This is a genomic window from Bacteroides sp. 214, from assembly GCF_010501015.1.
In the GTDB taxonomy this organism is placed as follows: domain Bacteria; phylum Bacteroidota; class Bacteroidia; order Bacteroidales; family Bacteroidaceae; genus Bacteroides.
In genome coordinates this window covers 154,486-170,774 of sequence record NZ_QVML01000006.1, presented here as the reverse complement: position 1 = coordinate 170,774, position 16,289 = coordinate 154,486, and the positions used below count along the sequence as shown (strand labels likewise).

General features: G+C 41.8%; 14 protein-coding genes. 2 read left to right on the top strand and 12 right to left on the bottom strand.

The window, feature by feature from the left end; translation table 11 throughout:
- Positions 1–387 precede the first annotated feature (387 nt).
- The gene (locus D0T50_RS06570) at positions 388–2,028 is read left to right on the top strand and encodes a fumarate hydratase (RefSeq protein ID WP_163222715.1); all 1,641 of its coding nucleotides are present in this window, start codon (positions 388–390) and stop codon (positions 2,026–2,028) included.
- 160 nt (positions 2,029–2,188) lie between these two features.
- Entirely contained in the window at positions 2,189–2,740 is a 552-nt protein-coding gene (locus tag D0T50_RS06565; RefSeq protein WP_163222714.1) for a 5'-methylthioadenosine/S-adenosylhomocysteine nucleosidase, read from the top strand.
- Positions 2,741–2,779: 39 nt separating this feature from the next.
- Here the strand turns inward: D0T50_RS06565 and D0T50_RS06560 are convergent, their stop codons facing one another.
- From D0T50_RS06560 to D0T50_RS06505, 12 genes are all read right to left on the bottom strand, one after another.
- Positions 2,780–3,643 carry a thioredoxin-like domain-containing protein gene (locus tag D0T50_RS06560; protein WP_163222713.1) on the bottom strand — a complete coding sequence of 288 codons (864 nt, stop codon included), beginning with the start codon at positions 3,641–3,643 and terminating at the stop codon, positions 2,780–2,782.
- 9 nt (positions 3,644–3,652) lie between these two features.
- Positions 3,653–4,318 carry a bacteriocin fulvocin C-related protein gene (locus D0T50_RS06555; protein WP_163222712.1) on the bottom strand — a complete coding sequence of 222 codons (666 nt, stop codon included), beginning with the start codon at positions 4,316–4,318 and terminating at the stop codon, positions 3,653–3,655.
- A 17-nt stretch (positions 4,319–4,335) separates the two neighbouring features.
- Positions 4,336–4,728: a DUF1573 domain-containing protein gene (locus tag D0T50_RS06550; RefSeq protein ID WP_163222711.1), complete on the bottom strand. Its 393-nt coding sequence runs from the start codon at positions 4,726–4,728 to the stop codon at positions 4,336–4,338.
- Between the two features lie 218 nt (positions 4,729–4,946).
- Positions 4,947–6,044, bottom strand: coding sequence for a pectate lyase (gene pelA, locus D0T50_RS06545; protein WP_163222710.1), 1,098 nt, complete (start codon positions 6,042–6,044; stop codon positions 4,947–4,949).
- A 7-nt stretch (positions 6,045–6,051) separates the two neighbouring features.
- Positions 6,052–7,368 (bottom strand): TolC family protein, encoded by a 1,317-nt coding sequence (locus tag D0T50_RS06540; protein WP_163222709.1) that lies wholly within the window; start codon positions 7,366–7,368, stop codon positions 6,052–6,054.
- The gene (locus D0T50_RS06535; RefSeq protein WP_163222708.1) at positions 7,365–10,397 is read right to left on the bottom strand and encodes an efflux RND transporter permease subunit; all 3,033 of its coding nucleotides are present in this window, start codon (positions 10,395–10,397) and stop codon (positions 7,365–7,367) included. The genes D0T50_RS06540 and D0T50_RS06535 overlap by 4 nt, the downstream gene beginning before the upstream one ends.
- Before the next feature lie 12 nt (positions 10,398–10,409).
- A complete protein-coding gene (locus tag D0T50_RS06530; protein ID WP_163222707.1) occupies positions 10,410–11,492 on the bottom strand; it encodes an efflux RND transporter periplasmic adaptor subunit in 1,083 nt (360 codons plus the stop codon).
- 149 nt (positions 11,493–11,641) lie between these two features.
- Entirely contained in the window at positions 11,642–12,577 is a 936-nt protein-coding gene (gene rsgA, locus D0T50_RS06525; RefSeq protein WP_163222706.1) for a ribosome small subunit-dependent GTPase A, read from the bottom strand.
- 4 nt (positions 12,578–12,581) lie between these two features.
- Positions 12,582–13,142, bottom strand: a complete 561-nt coding sequence (frr, locus tag D0T50_RS06520) for a ribosome recycling factor (RefSeq protein ID WP_163222705.1) — start codon at positions 13,140–13,142, stop codon at positions 12,582–12,584.
- A gap of 153 nt (positions 13,143–13,295) precedes the next feature.
- Positions 13,296–14,669, bottom strand: a complete 1,374-nt coding sequence (locus D0T50_RS06515) for a hypothetical protein (RefSeq protein ID WP_163222704.1) — start codon at positions 14,667–14,669, stop codon at positions 13,296–13,298.
- Between the two features lie 9 nt (positions 14,670–14,678).
- Positions 14,679–15,719, bottom strand: coding sequence for a hypothetical protein (locus tag D0T50_RS06510; RefSeq protein WP_163222703.1), 1,041 nt, complete (start codon positions 15,717–15,719; stop codon positions 14,679–14,681).
- Positions 15,720–15,738: 19 nt separating this feature from the next.
- The gene (locus tag D0T50_RS06505; RefSeq protein WP_163222702.1) at positions 15,739–16,284 is read right to left on the bottom strand and encodes a hypothetical protein; all 546 of its coding nucleotides are present in this window, start codon (positions 16,282–16,284) and stop codon (positions 15,739–15,741) included.
- Positions 16,285–16,289 lie beyond the last annotated feature (5 nt).

The window sequence follows — 16,289 nt, the reverse complement described above, 5'->3', positions numbered from 1 at the left end:
GCGTGTGAAGACCCCCTATTCAATCCTTCACAGGGTCTTCACGGGTAATTTTCTCACTGTTTTTGTGGTAAAAACACAGTCAAAAGTGAAGCAAAACACAGTCAGAAACGAGGTGAAAACCAGTGAGAAATGAAACAAAAACCAGTCACAAAAAGAGATGACTTAAAGCTCTTAGTTAAATGCACCTGTGAGACATAGTCTCATGCTCCGTGCGCCTATGGCGGATGGTTCGTCAGATTATGGCTCGTGATCGGTCATCCTATAGAGGAATTAATTCCGCCAACGGGTTATATTAATCATTCTGTGGAAAACTTAAACAGTTTCTTTGATAACGAAAAATATATTACCTTTGCCTATATATCTAACTACGTAATAAATATTGTAAATATGGCAACACCCCCGTTTAAGTATCAGGAACCATTCCCAATGGGCAAGGATACTACCGAGTACTATCTGCTCACCAAAGATCATGTGTCGGTAAGCGAGTTCGATGGTAAAGAAATTCTAAAAGTAGAAGAAGAAGGACTTACCGCAATGGCTAACGCTGCTTTTCGTGATGTGGCTTTTATGCTGCGCCCCGAGCACCAACAGCAAGTTGCAAAGATTCTCTCGGATCCCGAAGCAAGCGAAAATGATAAATACGTGGCATTAACCTTCCTGCGCAATGCCGAAGTATCGGCAAAGGGTAAGCTACCTTTCTGCCAAGATACCGGTACGGCTATCATCATGGGTAAGAAAGGTCAGCAGGTATGGACCAACGGGAATGACGAAGAAGCACTCTCGCACGGTGTGTACAAGACCTACACCGAAGAGAACCTGCGCTACTCGCAAAATGTGCCACTAAATATGTACGACGAGAAGAACACCGGTTGCAACCTTCCGGCACAAATCGATCTGTATGCCGTTCAAGGTGCCGAGTACAAATTCCTCTGCATTGCCAAGGGTGGCGGCTCTGCCAATAAAACCTATTTATATCAGGAAACCAAAGCAACGCTAAACCCCGACACACTCGTTCCTTTCCTGGTTGAGAAGATGAAGACACTGGGCACGGCAGCATGTCCGCCCTATCACATAGCATTCGTAATTGGTGGTACCTCTGCCGAGGTAAACCTGAAAACCGTGAAGCTGGCTTCTGCCAAGTATTATGATAGCTTGCCTACCGTAGGAAACGAAGGGGGACAAGCCTTCCGCGACATCGAACTTGAGAACCAAGTATTACTCGAATCGCAAAAGATAGGTCTTGGCGCACAGTTTGGCGGTAAGTACTTCGCTCACGACATACGCATTATCCGCCTACCACGTCATGGTGCTTCTTGCCCTATCGGCATGGGCGTATCTTGCTCTGCCGACCGCAACATTAAGTGCAAAATCAACAAAGATGGTATCTGGATCGAAAAGTTGGAAGATAATCCCGGAAAGTATATCCCCGAAGAACTACGCAACGCGGGCGAGGGAGACGCCGTTAAGATTGACCTTAACCAACCCATGGCGGAGATTCTGAAAGAGTTGAGCAAATATCCGGTATCTACCCGTCTGTCGCTCAAAGGAACCATTATTGTAGGTCGCGACATAGCCCATGCCAAGTTGAAAGAACGTTTAGATCGCGGCGAAGGGTTGCCACAATACATCAAAGATCATCCTATCTACTATGCCGGCCCGGCTAAAACGCCCAAAGGAATGCCTTCGGGATCTTTCGGACCTACTACTGCAGGACGCATGGACTCATACGTTGATCTCTTCCAAGAAAATGGCGGCAGCCTATTGATGATTGCCAAAGGTAACCGTAGCCAACAGGTAACCGACGCTTGCAAAAAGCATGGCGGTTTCTACTTGGGTAGCATCGGTGGACCGGCAGCTATCCTTGCACAAAACAACATCAAAAAGGTAGAATGTCTGGAGTATCCCGAACTCGGCATGGAAGCCATCTGGAAGATTGAAGTAGAAGACTTCCCTGCCTTTATCCTGGTAGACGACAAAGGGAATGACTTCTTCAAACAATTGAAACCACAGAATATTACCTGTAAATAATATCACAAAGAAGCGGTCGTCTCGGGGAAGAGGCGACCGCTTCGCTTTTATTAGGGAGGGATCTTTATTATGCTGATAAGAGCATTAGGTGTTTTTGAGGCAAACTGTTAGGTGTTTTTGAGATTTTGCTATTCCTACAAAAGCACTATCTTTGTCCTCCATGAAAACAATCCTCATCACATACGCCGTCAGAGAAGAGTTTCACCCGATAGCGATAGAAGGTTTCCGGATTCACTATGTACTGACCGGTGTTGGCAAAGCAAAATCCGCCTTGCGCCTAACCAAAGCAATTATCGAACACCAGCCCGATGCAGTTATCAATGTGGGAACAGCCGGAACGTTATCTCACCGGGTAGGCGATATCTTTGTGTGCACGCGCTTTGTAGACCGTGACTTTCAGCACACACAGTTACCGGGCATTGAATTTGAACTGGAAACAGAGAAACACGAACTGTTTGCCGAGTTCTTCAGCGGTTGCCAACCGGGTGTTTGCAGCACAGGCGACACGTTTGTTACGGAAGCCTCTTCCTTTCGCGAAGATGTGGTAGATATGGAAGCATACGCGCAAGCCCTTGTTTGCAAAGAGTTTGAACGCCCGTTTATCGCGGTGAAGTATGTAACGGATATCATCGGACAGAACTCCGTAAAGCACTGGGAGGATAAACTGACAGATGCGCGCAAAGCATTGACAGAGTTGTTGGCAAGGAGGTAAGTGTTCTAGCAAGACGCATCAACGCACTTATTGCTTACATCAGAGGCGCTTATCGATATACTCTTTGACCTCTTCAATCTCTCCTCTATAGATTATTACATTATTTCTTATAATAAGGACAGTTGGATATGAATTTACACCAATAGTCTTTAGGGTACCATCATGTATATTCATAGAAACACAAGGAAAGTTACAATCTTGATTCTCAATTGTTCCCTTTCCTTTTAAGATAGTTTCATCATTGTTGCGACAAAATACAGATATCAGACACACATCATTATTGTCTTTATAATACTCATGCAAACTTTGAACAACAGGAAACAAAGCAACACACCTTCTACAGCTTGAACTCCAGAAATCAAGTATTAAGTATTTATCTTTAACACTATCAACATAAAACTTACTATCCTCAACTTCAGTATCAAAAATTAAATCAGTCTTCAATACTTCCTCAATATTTGGTCGATATGTGCCATAGTTCCATTTATGAAGCCACATATCAAGCCCAAAATATGACAACCAAAGACTCCCGAACAATAACATAGAAGCTATTGATATTTTTGCTATTTTATTTTTAAGGCTAAAGCAAAGGTAGGCAAGAAGAATAGAGGCAATCCGAACTAAGAATTCAGGGAAGGAAATGTAGGTTCCCCAAAAAGCAAATATCCTTAAAGGTATATCAAGAATAGATGTTCCGAATAGTATTGAAAGAACAACACACCACGATGTATATGTTCCTTTAAACATTTTCAGCAACGCATACGTAAAAATGAAATAAACGATAGAGTAAATCAATACCGTAAGTGGGAAACTATACAAGCCTAATATTGTAATACCCCCTCTTCGGATAGGAGCAATTAATAGATATATTAGGAAAGATAAAATTACAATTCTTAACTTCATAGCTTTACTTTAAAAAGCACATTCACCATCACATATTCCAGCCCCAGCAATACCGCAACCAGGCCAAGTATTGGTACATTTAGTTTTGAAGCATTCAGAATACACACAGTCGTTAATAAACACAGGGTTATAGTAGCAGTTACAATTTCTTTCTGTTAAACTTGTATTTTGACCTCTAGTAAGAGGATTTTCAATATCTCCTTTTGTATTGATTAGTTTATTGGGATTAACCAATATAGCATTGATCAATTCTAAATCCCAACTTAAGACCTCTTGTGCGTATAAGAACCATTTATACATACAAATATCAAACAAATCTTTTTCTTCACCGTCCAAAGGATGAGTGTATAATGTTGGGAATGAATCAATTATTCTGATAAACTCTTGCAAGTGTTCACTTTCCGCTTTACTCCATTCAAGTAATAGTGCATCTTTCAATTTACTGATCCAAATCTCTTTTCTTTGTTCAGGAGTAAAAATTCTAAAAGCAGCCTTTTGGTAATTTGGCTCAATACTCAAAAATTCAGCACGAGTCATTTGCTTTATTTCTGCTAAATTTTCATGAGCCCATTTATCAACAACACGATCACAACTATAAGTTAGTTCATTATTATTGCATGACAAAAACACCATTGTAATTAAAAACAGAGTTAAATAAGAAGTTTTACTTTTCATAATAATAAGTTTTATATTTAGTTATTAATAATACCCTCTATTCGAATTACGACAACATCATTTTCCGCATTTGATTTTATAAATACAGATTTATTAAGTCTCCCTTCTTGGTTTTTCGTGTCAATCGTAACTTTTATCACTCCCTTTTCACCTTTCATAATTGGGTGCTTAGGATATTCAACAGATAAACAACCACAAAATACATCTACTTTAAAAATTACAATTGGGAATGAACTTTCATTTGTAAAATAGTACTCTCCAACTATTTTTGATGTTTCTTTCTTTGACACTTCGCCAAAATTGTAAGTCTTTTCGTCTATAATTAGTTTTGGTTTATCACTAGCTATAGAATAATAATTATTTGCTATAAGAATAGTGAGAGATAACAGAATTCTATTTATAGTTTTCATTTTTATAAATTATAAAAAATTTCTACAAAGATAGTGAAAATAACATTAAAAACAATGTAAAATAATACAAACAAATAAACTTTTGTACATATAAACTCATTGACGCAATTAAAACAGTATAGACAGGTTAGTACAGAGTCATAAGCATCCAGATCAAATGGTATAAGCTAATGAAAAGAGGGTGTACAAACTGCTCGTTTTGTACACCCTCTTTCTTATCAATTACCCCCTACGCGTTTTTTCCATTTTTGATACTCCCTCAGTACTTTATTTCCATGATCGTTGTACCAGCTATAACCATTTCTGCGTTCGTGTCCTATTTCGTCCAGTGAGTACACAGGTTTGCCGTCGCGATCGCAAAAGAAGGGACGATTGGTGCCCAGTTCGTAAAAGCGTGCCCATAATGCAGGGCCGTCGCCCGGTACCATGCGATAGTCGCGCTTGCCATCTTCATGGCGGAAGAATTCTCTTTTTAGTCCTTCTATTTTAGACTCTTCGAACCAAGCTACGGCAGCCTCGATGCTTTCCTTTACCTCGGGCGAAGGATTGGGCAATGACATAAGCAACAATACGATGTTGTCCGACTCCTGTCCGCTAAGCGACGGCAGTTCATAAGCACGGGCTTTGGTGGGAAGAAGTGTTTTATGATCGTGTTGCGCACACCACGCGGTGAGTTTGCCGTTTTGTCTTACCTGCGTTTTCAGGATACAGTCTATTCCTTTATCAAATGCAGCACGGGCTTTGGCAACATACTCTTCGGGCATATTGGTGTAGGGTGACTCTTTTTCAAACACTGAGCGAAGCACTTCCATCACATTAATCATCGCATCATCATTATAGGTGATGGCGATATAATAACCTGTTGGACGCGGATAGAACTGTGGCCATCCACCGTTATCATATTGCGCTTCGAAAAGGTAATCGAACCCCGCAAGCACAGCTTTGAAGTAGCGTTCGTCTTTCGTAGCGTTGTACATTCGCATGAGGTAGTTCATCTCGGTAGTAGTAGCTGTGTTATCAATCGTACTTTCGTTAACGTTGTTGATAACCTTCAATGCTGCTTCGCGCTCTTCTTCGGTAAGTTCGGCAGGGAGATAGATATTCTTTGGCCATCCTCCTGTTTTTTGTTGATAGAAAAGCACATTCTCGGCAATACGCGCTGCTTCTTCGGTATAGAAAAAGTCATCGGTAAATTGAGGAGCCAAGCGTACCCAACTTTTATAGGGAGCTTTTTCTTTATACGTGCGCTGCTCTTGCGCCCAGATGGTTCCCAACACAAATAGGGAAGCTACCATCATTAGTGTAAATCGTTTCATCGGTATTTTATTTTAAGTATTGTGTAATTGTTCCACTTATTTGCAACAGTGATATTTCGCATAGTTTGGTGTCGTACTCGGCAGAGAGAATACGCTCTTCGGCATCGAGCAAACTCTTCTGTGCTTCGCGCATTTCAATACCCGAAAGGTCGCCAAGCATATATCTATCCATAGCAATTTCGTGATTCTCTTTGGCAGAGATAAGGTTTTCTTGTTCCAGTTTTAACACTTCAATGTTATTTTTATAGGCCTGCCACAGGTTATTGAAGTCGGCTTGCAAACTTTGCATCAATTGCTGACGCTGCAGGCGTGCGTTCTCTATCCCGATATTCGCATTACGCCGTTCACGCTTGCGGTTGCCATTAAAGAGATTGATACCTACGGTAACCGTTCCATTAAGTCCCCAATTGGTTCGTTTACTATTGGCAGCCACATCGTATTTGTTGTGCGTATAGCCATAACCGGTACTAAATTTGAGGTAAGGATAATTGCGCGAATTAACCGTCTTCAAGTCCAGTTGTGCCAGTGTTTGGTTTTGTTCGGCTTTCAAGAGATCGGCGTTTGTCTCCATAGTAGCTTTCCACAACTCCTCGAATAGAAAGAGCTTATTTACATCAATAACAGAATCTGCCAGATTAATGTCGCGATTTACATCCTCGTGTGCCAACAATTCATTGAAGCGGATACGCGAGCTATGCAGTAATTCCTGTTGTTTCATGTACTTGGAGCTATCGGCATTAAAATCCACACGGGCTTGCTGCAGGTCTAAGCGCGAGAAACTACCGATGTTGTATCTCGCTTCAACAATACGCAATCGTTCTTTGGAGAGCGACACGGCATAGCGCAGATTTTTCAGACGTTTTTTCTCTTCGATGAAGGTATAGTACTCGGCGGTCATATTGGCTATGAAGTCTTCGATGGCAATGCGGGTATTTGTTTCGCCCTGCTTCTCCAACTCTTTTAGCCGTTGATAGTTGGTCTGTATATTGAACCCATCGAAGATAGTCCAGTTCAGACTCAGCCCTACATTGACGGTTTGGTCATAAACGCCGGTTGTTTTACTGGCAATACCTGTTTCGCGAGCAGTTGTTTCCGTATCGTTCAGGCTTCCCGCGTAACTTGCGTTCAAGTCTAAGGTAGGCAGATAACCAGCATTACCCAAGGTAACATTATTGTGCGTTACCTGTTCACTGTTCTTGCTTATTCGCACGGAGAAATTCTCTTGTAGTCCTATTTCGAGGCAGGTTTTCAAATCGAGCACTTCCTGCGCATAGATTGTCACAGGCAAACAAAACAAGACGATATATACATAAAGCTTTTTCATTCTTTTTTCTTTTTGGCACGGTTGGTAGATAAGTAGCTATACATAGCCGGAACAATATACATGGTCATAAAAGTAGACACCAGCAGTCCACCGATAACAGATACACCCATGGCAATACGTCCGTTAGCCCCCTCGCCACTGGCAAGGGCAAGTGGCAACAGACCAAGGATGGTCGAGGCACTGGTCATCAGGATAGGACGCAGTCGTTGCAAGGAGGCTTCGCGAATAGCGGTTTGCTTGTCAACTCCCACCTCTTGTTTCTGGTTGGCAAACTCTACGATAAGAATACCATTCTTCGCCACCAGTCCAATGAGCATAATGATACCAATCTGACTGTATATATTCATGGTGATTCCTCCGAAGTACATAAACACCAGTGCTCCCGCAATAGCCAACGGAACGGTAAACATTACCACAAACGGGTCTTTGAAACTCTCGAACTGTGCTGCCAAAACCAGAAAGATAAGGAAGATGGCCAATCCGAAAGCAAATATCAAACTGGAAGAGCTGTCGCGATACTCCTTAGAGTCGCCCGTAAGTGCGGTACGGAAAGTATCGTCCAGTACTTCTTTGGCTATTTTATCCATTTCATCGAGTCCTTGCCCAATGGTTTTGCCTTTGGCAAGCCCCGCCGAAACGGTAGCAGAGACAAAACGATTGAAACGATACAATTGGGGAGGTGCGATGTCTTCGCTAATGTCCACCAGATTATCGAGTGAAATCATTGCACCTTTATCACTGCTTACATAAAGTGAGCGAAGATCGGCAGGCTGATTGCGTTGCTGGCGGTTAATCTCTCCAAGTATCTCGTACTGCTTACCATTCATATAGAAATAGCCCATGCGCTGTCCGCTAAGTCCATACTGCAAGGTTTGCGCTATGCTTCGGGTGCTTACCCCCATCATACTTGCTTTGTCGCGGTCTATCTTGATGCGCGCCTCGGGCTTGCTGAATTTCAGGTTTACGTCCGACATCTGAAACGTAGGATTTTCATAGACCTTATTCATAAAGATAGGCAAAACCTCCTGCAGTTTCCCTATACTTGTGGCTTGCAATACATACTGCACAGGCATACCTCCACGCCTGCCACCCATACTGGATTGTTGTTGTACAAAGGAGCGCGCCATGGTTTTCTTTTGTACCGCGCGCGATAGTTCTTCGGCTACATCCATCTGGCTGTAATCCCTGTCTTTCATATCTTTAAGAGAGATACGCACATTTCCACTACCACTGGATACACGGGCGGTAATAGCTTCGGCATCGGGAATCAACGAATCTACCAACAAGTTGATATCTTCTGTGTAATCGCGCATGTATTCGTAGGTAACACCTTCGGGACCACGCGTATTAATGGTGATACTGGAACGGTCTTCTAACGGAGCCATTTCGGAAGGTATGAGATTCCAGAAGTAAACAATGATAACCGCCATTAACAATACAATGGGTATTGCCCAATATCTCTTTTTCAGGAAAGCTGCCAATGATTTGCTGTACAGGTTGTTCATCCCCTCAAAGAAAGGCTCGGTTTGCCGGTAGAACCAGTTCTTTTTTTCTTGGCGTACCAGCAACTTCGTAGCAAGCATAGGCGTAAAGGTAAGTGCGGCAAACGATGAGATGATTACCGACCCCGATATTACAAGACTAAACTCTCGAAAGAGGCGACCTGTCATTCCTTGCATAAACACAATGGGGAAAAACACGGCAACCAGAGTTATCGTTGTGGAAACAACCGCAAAGAATATTTCTTTAGAGCCTTCGATACCTGCCTGACGGGGCGACATGCCCTGCTCTATGCGCACATAGATATTCTCGGTCATCACAATAGCATCATCTACTACGAGTCCCACCGCAAGCACTACCGCCAACATAGAGAGCACATTGATAGAGAAACCTGCTATATACATGATAAAGAACGCACCTACCAGCGATACAGGAATAACCACGCAGGGCACCAGTGTAACGCGCCAGTCGCGCAAGAAAAGGAAGATGATAATAATAACCAATACAAAGGCAACGTACACGGTTTCTTCTACCTCCTTGATAGAGGCACGGATAAATTTTGTGGTATCAAAGCCGTAGTTGGTGATAATATCTTCGGGAAGATCTTTCTTCATTTGTTCCATGCGCTGATAAACAGCATCGGCAATCTGAATATGGTTGGCACCGGGTTGCGGTGTAACCACCACTGCCACCATAGGTATGCCATTCATCTTCATATAGCTTTGAATATCTCTTGGCTCTACTTCCGCCGCACCAATATCGCTAAAGCGAACAATTCTGTCGTTGTCTTCTTTTATGATAAGGTTATTAAACTCTGCTGCTGTGGTCATCAGCCCCAACGTGCGAATAGTAAGTTCGGTAGCAGTTCCTTCTATCTTTCCCGAAGGAAGCTCCACGTTTTCGCGGTCTACAGCCGACTTCACATCCATGGGGGTAATGCCGTAAGCTGCCATTTTCACCGGGTCGAGCCAAAGGCGCATAGAATAACGCTTCTCGCCCCAGATGCCTACGCTACTCACGTCGGAGATTGTTTGCAGTTGTTCCTTCACCGTAAGGTCGGCTATCTCGCTAATTTCGAGCAAGGAGCGTTTATCACTCTGAATGGCTACCATTAAGATGGGCATGGCGTCTGCATCCGATTTAGATACCGTAGGTGGGTCGCAGTCGCGGGGTAGGTTGCGTTGTGCGCGCGAAACTTTATCGCGTACATCGTTCGCTGCTGTTTCAAGGTCTACCGAGAGTTCAAACTCCACCGTAATACGACTGGAGCCCTGACTACTTACACTGGATAGCGAACGGATACCCGGAATACCGTTGATTTGTTGTTCCAACGGTTCGGTTATTTGATTCTCTATCACATCGGCATTGGCACCCGAGTAGGATGTTTGCACAGTAATGATGGGGTTGTCAATAGAAGGATACTCGCGCACCCCCAGATACGTATAGCCGATAATACCGAACAGTACGATAACAAGTGTAAGTACGGTTGCCAATACCGGTCGACGTATGCTTAATTCGGAAATATTCATACTTTCGTGGTATTAGTTTATGTTATCGAGTGTAACTGTCAAGCCGGTACGTAGCTGTAACGTACCCGAAGTAATAAGTGTATCTCCGAGGCTCAGTCCGCTAAGTACTTGCACGCGATCGGCTGTGCGAAGTCCTTTGGTTATTGCAACCGGTTGCGCTTTGCCGCCTTTGTACAAAAACACTTTGTCCACACCCATTTCGGGAACAATAGCTTGCGAAGGAATAGTTATAGCATCGGGTATATCCATCATGCGAACGGTTACATCCACGGTACGCCCCGAAAGCAACTCTCCCTTTTGGTTGGGATAGATGGCACGAGCGGTTAATGTGTTGGTTGTGGCATAAATGGACGATTCCAGCGCATAAATATTGGCTGTGTATATATTATGAGGATTATTGGTTAGCGAAAAAAGAATCTTGGTGCCCGGTCCTATCTCTCCCGAATACCTTTCGGAGAAGGAGAACTCTATCTTCATAGGCGATGTTTTGGTGAGCTTGGCAATAACAACACTTGGCGAGGCATAGGCTCCTTCACTTACTTGTCGCAACCCGATAACTCCATCGAAAGGAGCGCGAAGCTCGGTAAGGTCGATGTTGGCTTTTACTAAAGCAATGTCGGCATGCAAGCTGGCAAGGTCGGTCTTTACCTGCTGATAAGCCTCTTGGCTCACCGCATCTTTTTGTAACAAGGTGTTTTGACGAAACACGCGGTCTTCGGCAAGTTTGAGCTGTGCCTCGAGTTTCATTAGTTGTGCCTGCAACGGTGCATCATTTACTTTTACCAGCAGTTGGCCTTTCTTCACGAAAGAGCCTTCTTGGAAGTAGATAGTGGTTATTAGCCCCGAGGTTTGGAAAGACAGGTCTACTTCTTCATCGGGGATTAAGCGCCCCTTCGTTTTGAGATCGTCGACCAAATTTTGCATCTTTACTACTTCAGCATTAACATTTAAGGCTTTTCGCCCTGCATTTTTCTCGGCTGCCACAGGTGCACCATTCTTAGAGATATCATTTCCAGAGGTAAACTTATACATAGCAAACCCTATTAAGCAAGCACCCGCCAAGGCAATGATGATCCATCTCGTTCTTTTGTTCATTGATGTTTCTCGTTTTAGTCGTTTTTATAGAAAGACGTGCATTTAGCATTTAAGCCAAAGACACATACTAACTGAAAGTTAGACCTAAGTAGCTCTGTATGGTTTAACAGAACTATGCGTTAAATTAGTTTAAAGTAAGATTGTGTACATTAATAAGCCGAGCGATACTTTCCATCTTCTTTATCTTCCAGCATATTAAGATAAGAAGCGTAGCGCGACTCACTGATTGTGTGCTTTTCTACCGCTTCGCGTACTGCACATCCCGGCTCTGCCCGATGTGTACAGTTGTTGTATTTGCAGTTGGCAGACTCGCTGAATATATCCGGGAAATAATGACTGATTTCTCCTTCTTCCATATCGAAGGTTCCAAAACCTTTGATACCCGGTGTGTCTATTATGTAGCCATCGTCCGGAACCGGAAACATCTCCGAGAAAGTGGTGGTATGTGTGCCTTTGTTGTGTGCGAAAGATATCTCTTGTGTTTTAATAGCGGCACCGGGTAAGATACTATTAATCAGGGTAGATTTACCCACGCCCGAGTGTCCGGAGAAGAGTGTAACTTTTCCTTTGAGCTCTTCCTTTACCGCATTGAGTCCATCGCCATGCTTGGCAGATATTTTGAAACAGGGGTAGCCTATGTGTGTGTAGAGATTCATGATTGCGTCAAGATAGCGCAATTCGTCCTCATTGTACTTATCTATCTTGTTGAAGAGTAGCTTTACCGGTACCCGGTATGCTTCGGCGGAGGCAAGAAAGCGATCTATAAAGATAGTGGATGTTTCGGGGTAGTTAATAGTAACGACCAACATGCACTGGTCTAAGTTGGCTGCAAGAATGTGCGATAGTTTAGAAAGATTGGAAGAACGACGAATGATGTAGTTCTTCCTTTCTTCAATCTCGGCGATAAGCGCCGTTCCTTCGGCGTTCTCAACGATATATACATAATCTCCCACAGCAACCGGATTGGTACTTTTTATATCTTTCAGTCGGAAGTTGCCTTTGACTTTGCACTCTATCAAACGCCCATCTTCCGTCTTTACCTGATACCAGCTGCCGGTATTCTTTATGACTAAACCTTTTTTCAATGGGCTAAACAGTCATAATTTCTTTTTCTTTTTCGATAAGCATATCATCCACTTTCTTCACGTATTTATCGTGTATCTTCTGGATGCGTGCTTCCGCGTCTTTACCGTTATCTTCGGAAAGTCCTTCTTTCACTGCTTTCTTTATCATTTCAATGCCATCGCGACGCGCGTTGCGAATACTTACTTTCGCTGTTTCACCTTCGCCTTTGCACTGTTTAGAAAGCTGTTTGCGGCGTTCTTCGGTAGGTACAGGTATACCTATACGAATGATTTCACCGTTGTTTTCGGGCATAATGCCAAGGTCTGAGTCGATAATTGCTTTCTCAATGGCGCGAAACTGTCCTTTATCCCAAGGTTTAATTACAATACTGCGCGCATCGGGAGTAGTAATTGCCGATACATTGCTCAGCGGAACCATGCTTCCGTAGGAGTCCACCCGTATACCATCGAGGATACGAGGGTTTGCTTTACCCGCGCGGATGTGCGCTAAAGATTCTTCAAGATACATGATGGCCATATCCATCTTCTCTTGTGTTTCGTTGATGCAAGTGCTTACTTCTATCATATTGTTGGGGTTTTTAAGTTTGTATTGTACAAAGAAACAAAAAATCTCGCAAAGATAAGCCGAATTTGGAAAAATACAGCAAGTGTTTGATGGTTAGTCTATCCAGCGTTGCTTCGCCATACTTCTCTGATAAGAAAAAACATGAAGCCTACCTTATCTATGCTCTACTCCTTTTCTAATGAATATGGAAGGCTGTTTCTCTTTTCCCGCCTTTTCCTTTTCTTTAGCAATATGGTCAAGCCACATAGCATAGACACCCATAGGGAGTTCTTCATATCCGAGATCATCGATTTCTTTATATTGTGCCAACATTAGTTCATAATGTCTGTATGCTTCAGGAGATAGTTCCTGCATTATTTCCGGCGTAGGGGCTTGCAGTAAGTGAGCCAATGTCAACGTTAATCTGGTTTGGTAGGCTGATTTCAATATTTTGGCATTCAGGTCATTTTTCAGATATTGCTGAGCAGTATCAATACACTTCAGATAAAAATCATCATAACCGTATTTTTGATAATAACCTCTTGCCAACTCCAATAACATTTCGGCTATAACGTTTGTTTTATCCATCGGTTCGAGGTAGGTTTTGTTTTGCAAAGCTTCGGCTTTGATGTAACCGCTATTCATATAATGGGTATCACTTAGAATAGCTTTGCATGTCAGTTCCAGATTATGCCAGTTGCCCCTTTCATCCTGTATCTTTACAAACGAGTGGCGGGGAGAGAAAGACCAGTAAGCTTCGGCTCCTATTTCTTCTGCCAGTACAAGGTAGTATAAGGGCATAGAATGACATTGCCCTACACCTGTCTGCATTAGCGTAGTAACAAAATGGCTGTCATAGCTTATTTTCGATTCATAATCGTCGTAGTTATACTTAATGGGGTAATGAGTTTGAGGTTTTCCCGTAGTTCTGTTTTTTATTTTCAATGTATCGGACACAAGGCGGAACAGCATCATGTTTTTAACAAGATTATCGTCCTTATCCAGTTTTTCCTCTTCAATTTTCCGGTTGCAGAAATCAACTCCTGCTTTTATGCCTTTCAGATACTCACTGTAATCGTACTTATTATTATGCCAGGCATTTTCGATAAGAAACACGGCACGTCCAAGGTTTAATTCTTTCTGCCCATCCAGCATGTTGCTTATCTCATCGAAAGCAGAATAGAATGCAGGTGTTCCTTCATATTCAGCTTGCGAGGGGAAGCCATGCTTAGTCAGCATGATTATATCTGTTTGGCGTTGTATCTCATTCTGGATATGTTGAATTTCATTGTTAGAGGCAGCTTGCAGTTGACGTTGGTGTGCCTGGACTTCCCGCATGATCGCTTCCTGTTGGGCTTGTTGGTTGAAGCTGCCATTCGGGATATGTGGACTGTATGGGTTGACAGAATTTCCTGTAGAAACAGTTGGTACTTTAGGTCCTTGGGGCAATTTTATTTGTGGAACAGGAACTACCGGGGCTTGTGCATAGCAATGACCGCCTAATGAAATTAGCAATAATACTACTAATATGGAGTAAGATTTTTTCATTCTGTAAAGTTACTTTGTTCGGGGATTGAGTATGGCTTTTATTTGTTGGTTGCCTTCCTCGGAATTCAATGAGTTGAGCCAGTTGGCATACATCTGTTGGGGCATCTTGCGATAACCTAATTTATGAATATTGCCATAAAGTTCTGTCATTTGTCTGAACAGTTCTTCGTCTTTAGATTCTCTATATAGCTCTGTGAGTATTTCTGCTTTTAGAAGCATGGCATTGATATACTTGGGAAAGTGCTCTAATGCCGTATCACAGCATTTAATGATGAAGCTACCATCTTCTATTCCGAACTTTGCCTGATAACCTTGTGCTAAATCTACCAAAGTCATAGCTACAGCTTCTTTATCAGTAAGTGCACGCATATAGATACCGTTACGGATGGCATCGGTGTGGATATAACCTGAAGCGGCATACCATGCATCGGTAGGAAAGTCAGCACATGTCAATTCTATATTGTACCAGCCAACTTTTTTATTATTGACTTTAATGTAGATATGGTTGGGGGCGAGGGCTAAATGAGATTCGTAGCCTAATTCGTCCATAATGATTTTGTAAAGGTAAGGTAAAGAATGACAATTACCCTTCTTTGTTTGCATCACTGTAGATACAAACATATTAGACCAGTCTTTTTGCCCTGCGAAATCAGCATGATTATAGGAAAAGGGTGGATGTTTTGCTATTCCTTCATCAGTTATCATGCTCAAAGAATCTGTCATAAATATAAAAACACCGCATTGAGCCATCGCAATGTTTTTATCCCTTTCTGTATAATCAATATCTCCTGAGTTTATAACTTTATTACAAAGAGTTGCATAAAATTTTACGACATCATTAAACCCATGTTCTTTTAATTGTTCCTGATAATATGCACTTTCTACTAAAAATACAGCCTTTTTAAAATCAATTGTGTCTTTTTTTGATAACATCAATTTGATTTTAGAATAACTATCTTCAAAATATAATTTAGATTTGTGATTCTCTGCATTAAGATTTAATACAGACAGATTTAAGTATAAAATAATATAGATAAATTTGTTTTTCATTGGCTACATGGATGAAATTCTATTTAGTAGATATATTTACAGTCAATGAATGACTGTGTTCATTTATAAAAATATCCAAATCTAAAATATCTTTCTCTTTCAGTTTTAATAATTTATTGACTTGTTCTTTATTAGATATAATTTTATTATTCAGAGAATAATGTACTGTTAACTCATCAATATTACATCTTAATTCTTGTATTTTATTTGTAATACTTTTGTTTATAAAAAGATACCCTTCTTTCGTTTTTTTAGTGCGAACGTGAAGGATACCATCTGTGCTCAATACATCACTTTTTTCGATAAAGAGTTGCTTAATTGCTTTAGGATTCAATATAGAAAAAGAATCAACATCCGGAAATCTATTCCGATTACATTCCAATAAAAAATTGCAATAAAAATTTTCTAATAAAATTGATGGAATTCTATTAAAATCAATACAGCATCTTTTTCCTACAGAAATATTGTCAATATAAACAGTAAGACTATCACTGTTAGGATTGTGAGCATTAACATTCAAAAAAGCCCAAACAAAAATAATGGATATTATGATTCTGTGTTTCATCGAGG

What these genes read in the sequence shown, in the direction of transcription:
- D0T50_RS06510 (WP_163222703.1), bottom strand. Translation starts at nt 15,719, where the DNA reads ATGAAAAACAAATTTATCTATATTATTTTATACTTAAATCTGTCTGTA.
- D0T50_RS06560 (WP_163222713.1), bottom strand. Translation starts at nt 3,643, where the DNA reads ATGAAGTTAAGAATTGTAATTTTATCTTTCCTAATATATCTATTAATT.
- D0T50_RS06555 (WP_163222712.1), bottom strand. Translation starts at nt 4,318, where the DNA reads ATGAAAAGTAAAACTTCTTATTTAACTCTGTTTTTAATTACAATGGTG.
- D0T50_RS06570 (WP_163222715.1), top strand. Translation starts at nt 388, where the DNA reads ATGGCAACACCCCCGTTTAAGTATCAGGAACCATTCCCAATGGGCAAG.
- D0T50_RS06515 (WP_163222704.1), bottom strand. Translation starts at nt 14,669, where the DNA reads ATGAAAAAATCTTACTCCATATTAGTAGTATTATTGCTAATTTCATTA.
- D0T50_RS06540 (WP_163222709.1), bottom strand. Translation starts at nt 7,368, where the DNA reads ATGAAAAAGCTTTATGTATATATCGTCTTGTTTTGTTTGCCTGTGACA.
- pelA (WP_163222710.1), bottom strand. Translation starts at nt 6,044, where the DNA reads ATGAAACGATTTACACTAATGATGGTAGCTTCCCTATTTGTGTTGGGA.
- frr (WP_163222705.1), bottom strand. Translation starts at nt 13,142, where the DNA reads ATGATAGAAGTAAGCACTTGCATCAACGAAACACAAGAGAAGATGGAT.
- D0T50_RS06530 (WP_163222707.1), bottom strand. Translation starts at nt 11,492, where the DNA reads ATGAACAAAAGAACGAGATGGATCATCATTGCCTTGGCGGGTGCTTGC.
- D0T50_RS06505 (WP_163222702.1), bottom strand. Translation starts at nt 16,284, where the DNA reads ATGAAACACAGAATCATAATATCCATTATTTTTGTTTGGGCTTTTTTG.
- D0T50_RS06535 (WP_163222708.1), bottom strand. Translation starts at nt 10,397, where the DNA reads ATGAATATTTCCGAATTAAGCATACGTCGACCGGTATTGGCAACCGTA.
- D0T50_RS06550 (WP_163222711.1), bottom strand. Translation starts at nt 4,728, where the DNA reads ATGAAAACTATAAATAGAATTCTGTTATCTCTCACTATTCTTATAGCA.
- D0T50_RS06565 (WP_163222714.1), top strand. Translation starts at nt 2,189, where the DNA reads ATGAAAACAATCCTCATCACATACGCCGTCAGAGAAGAGTTTCACCCG.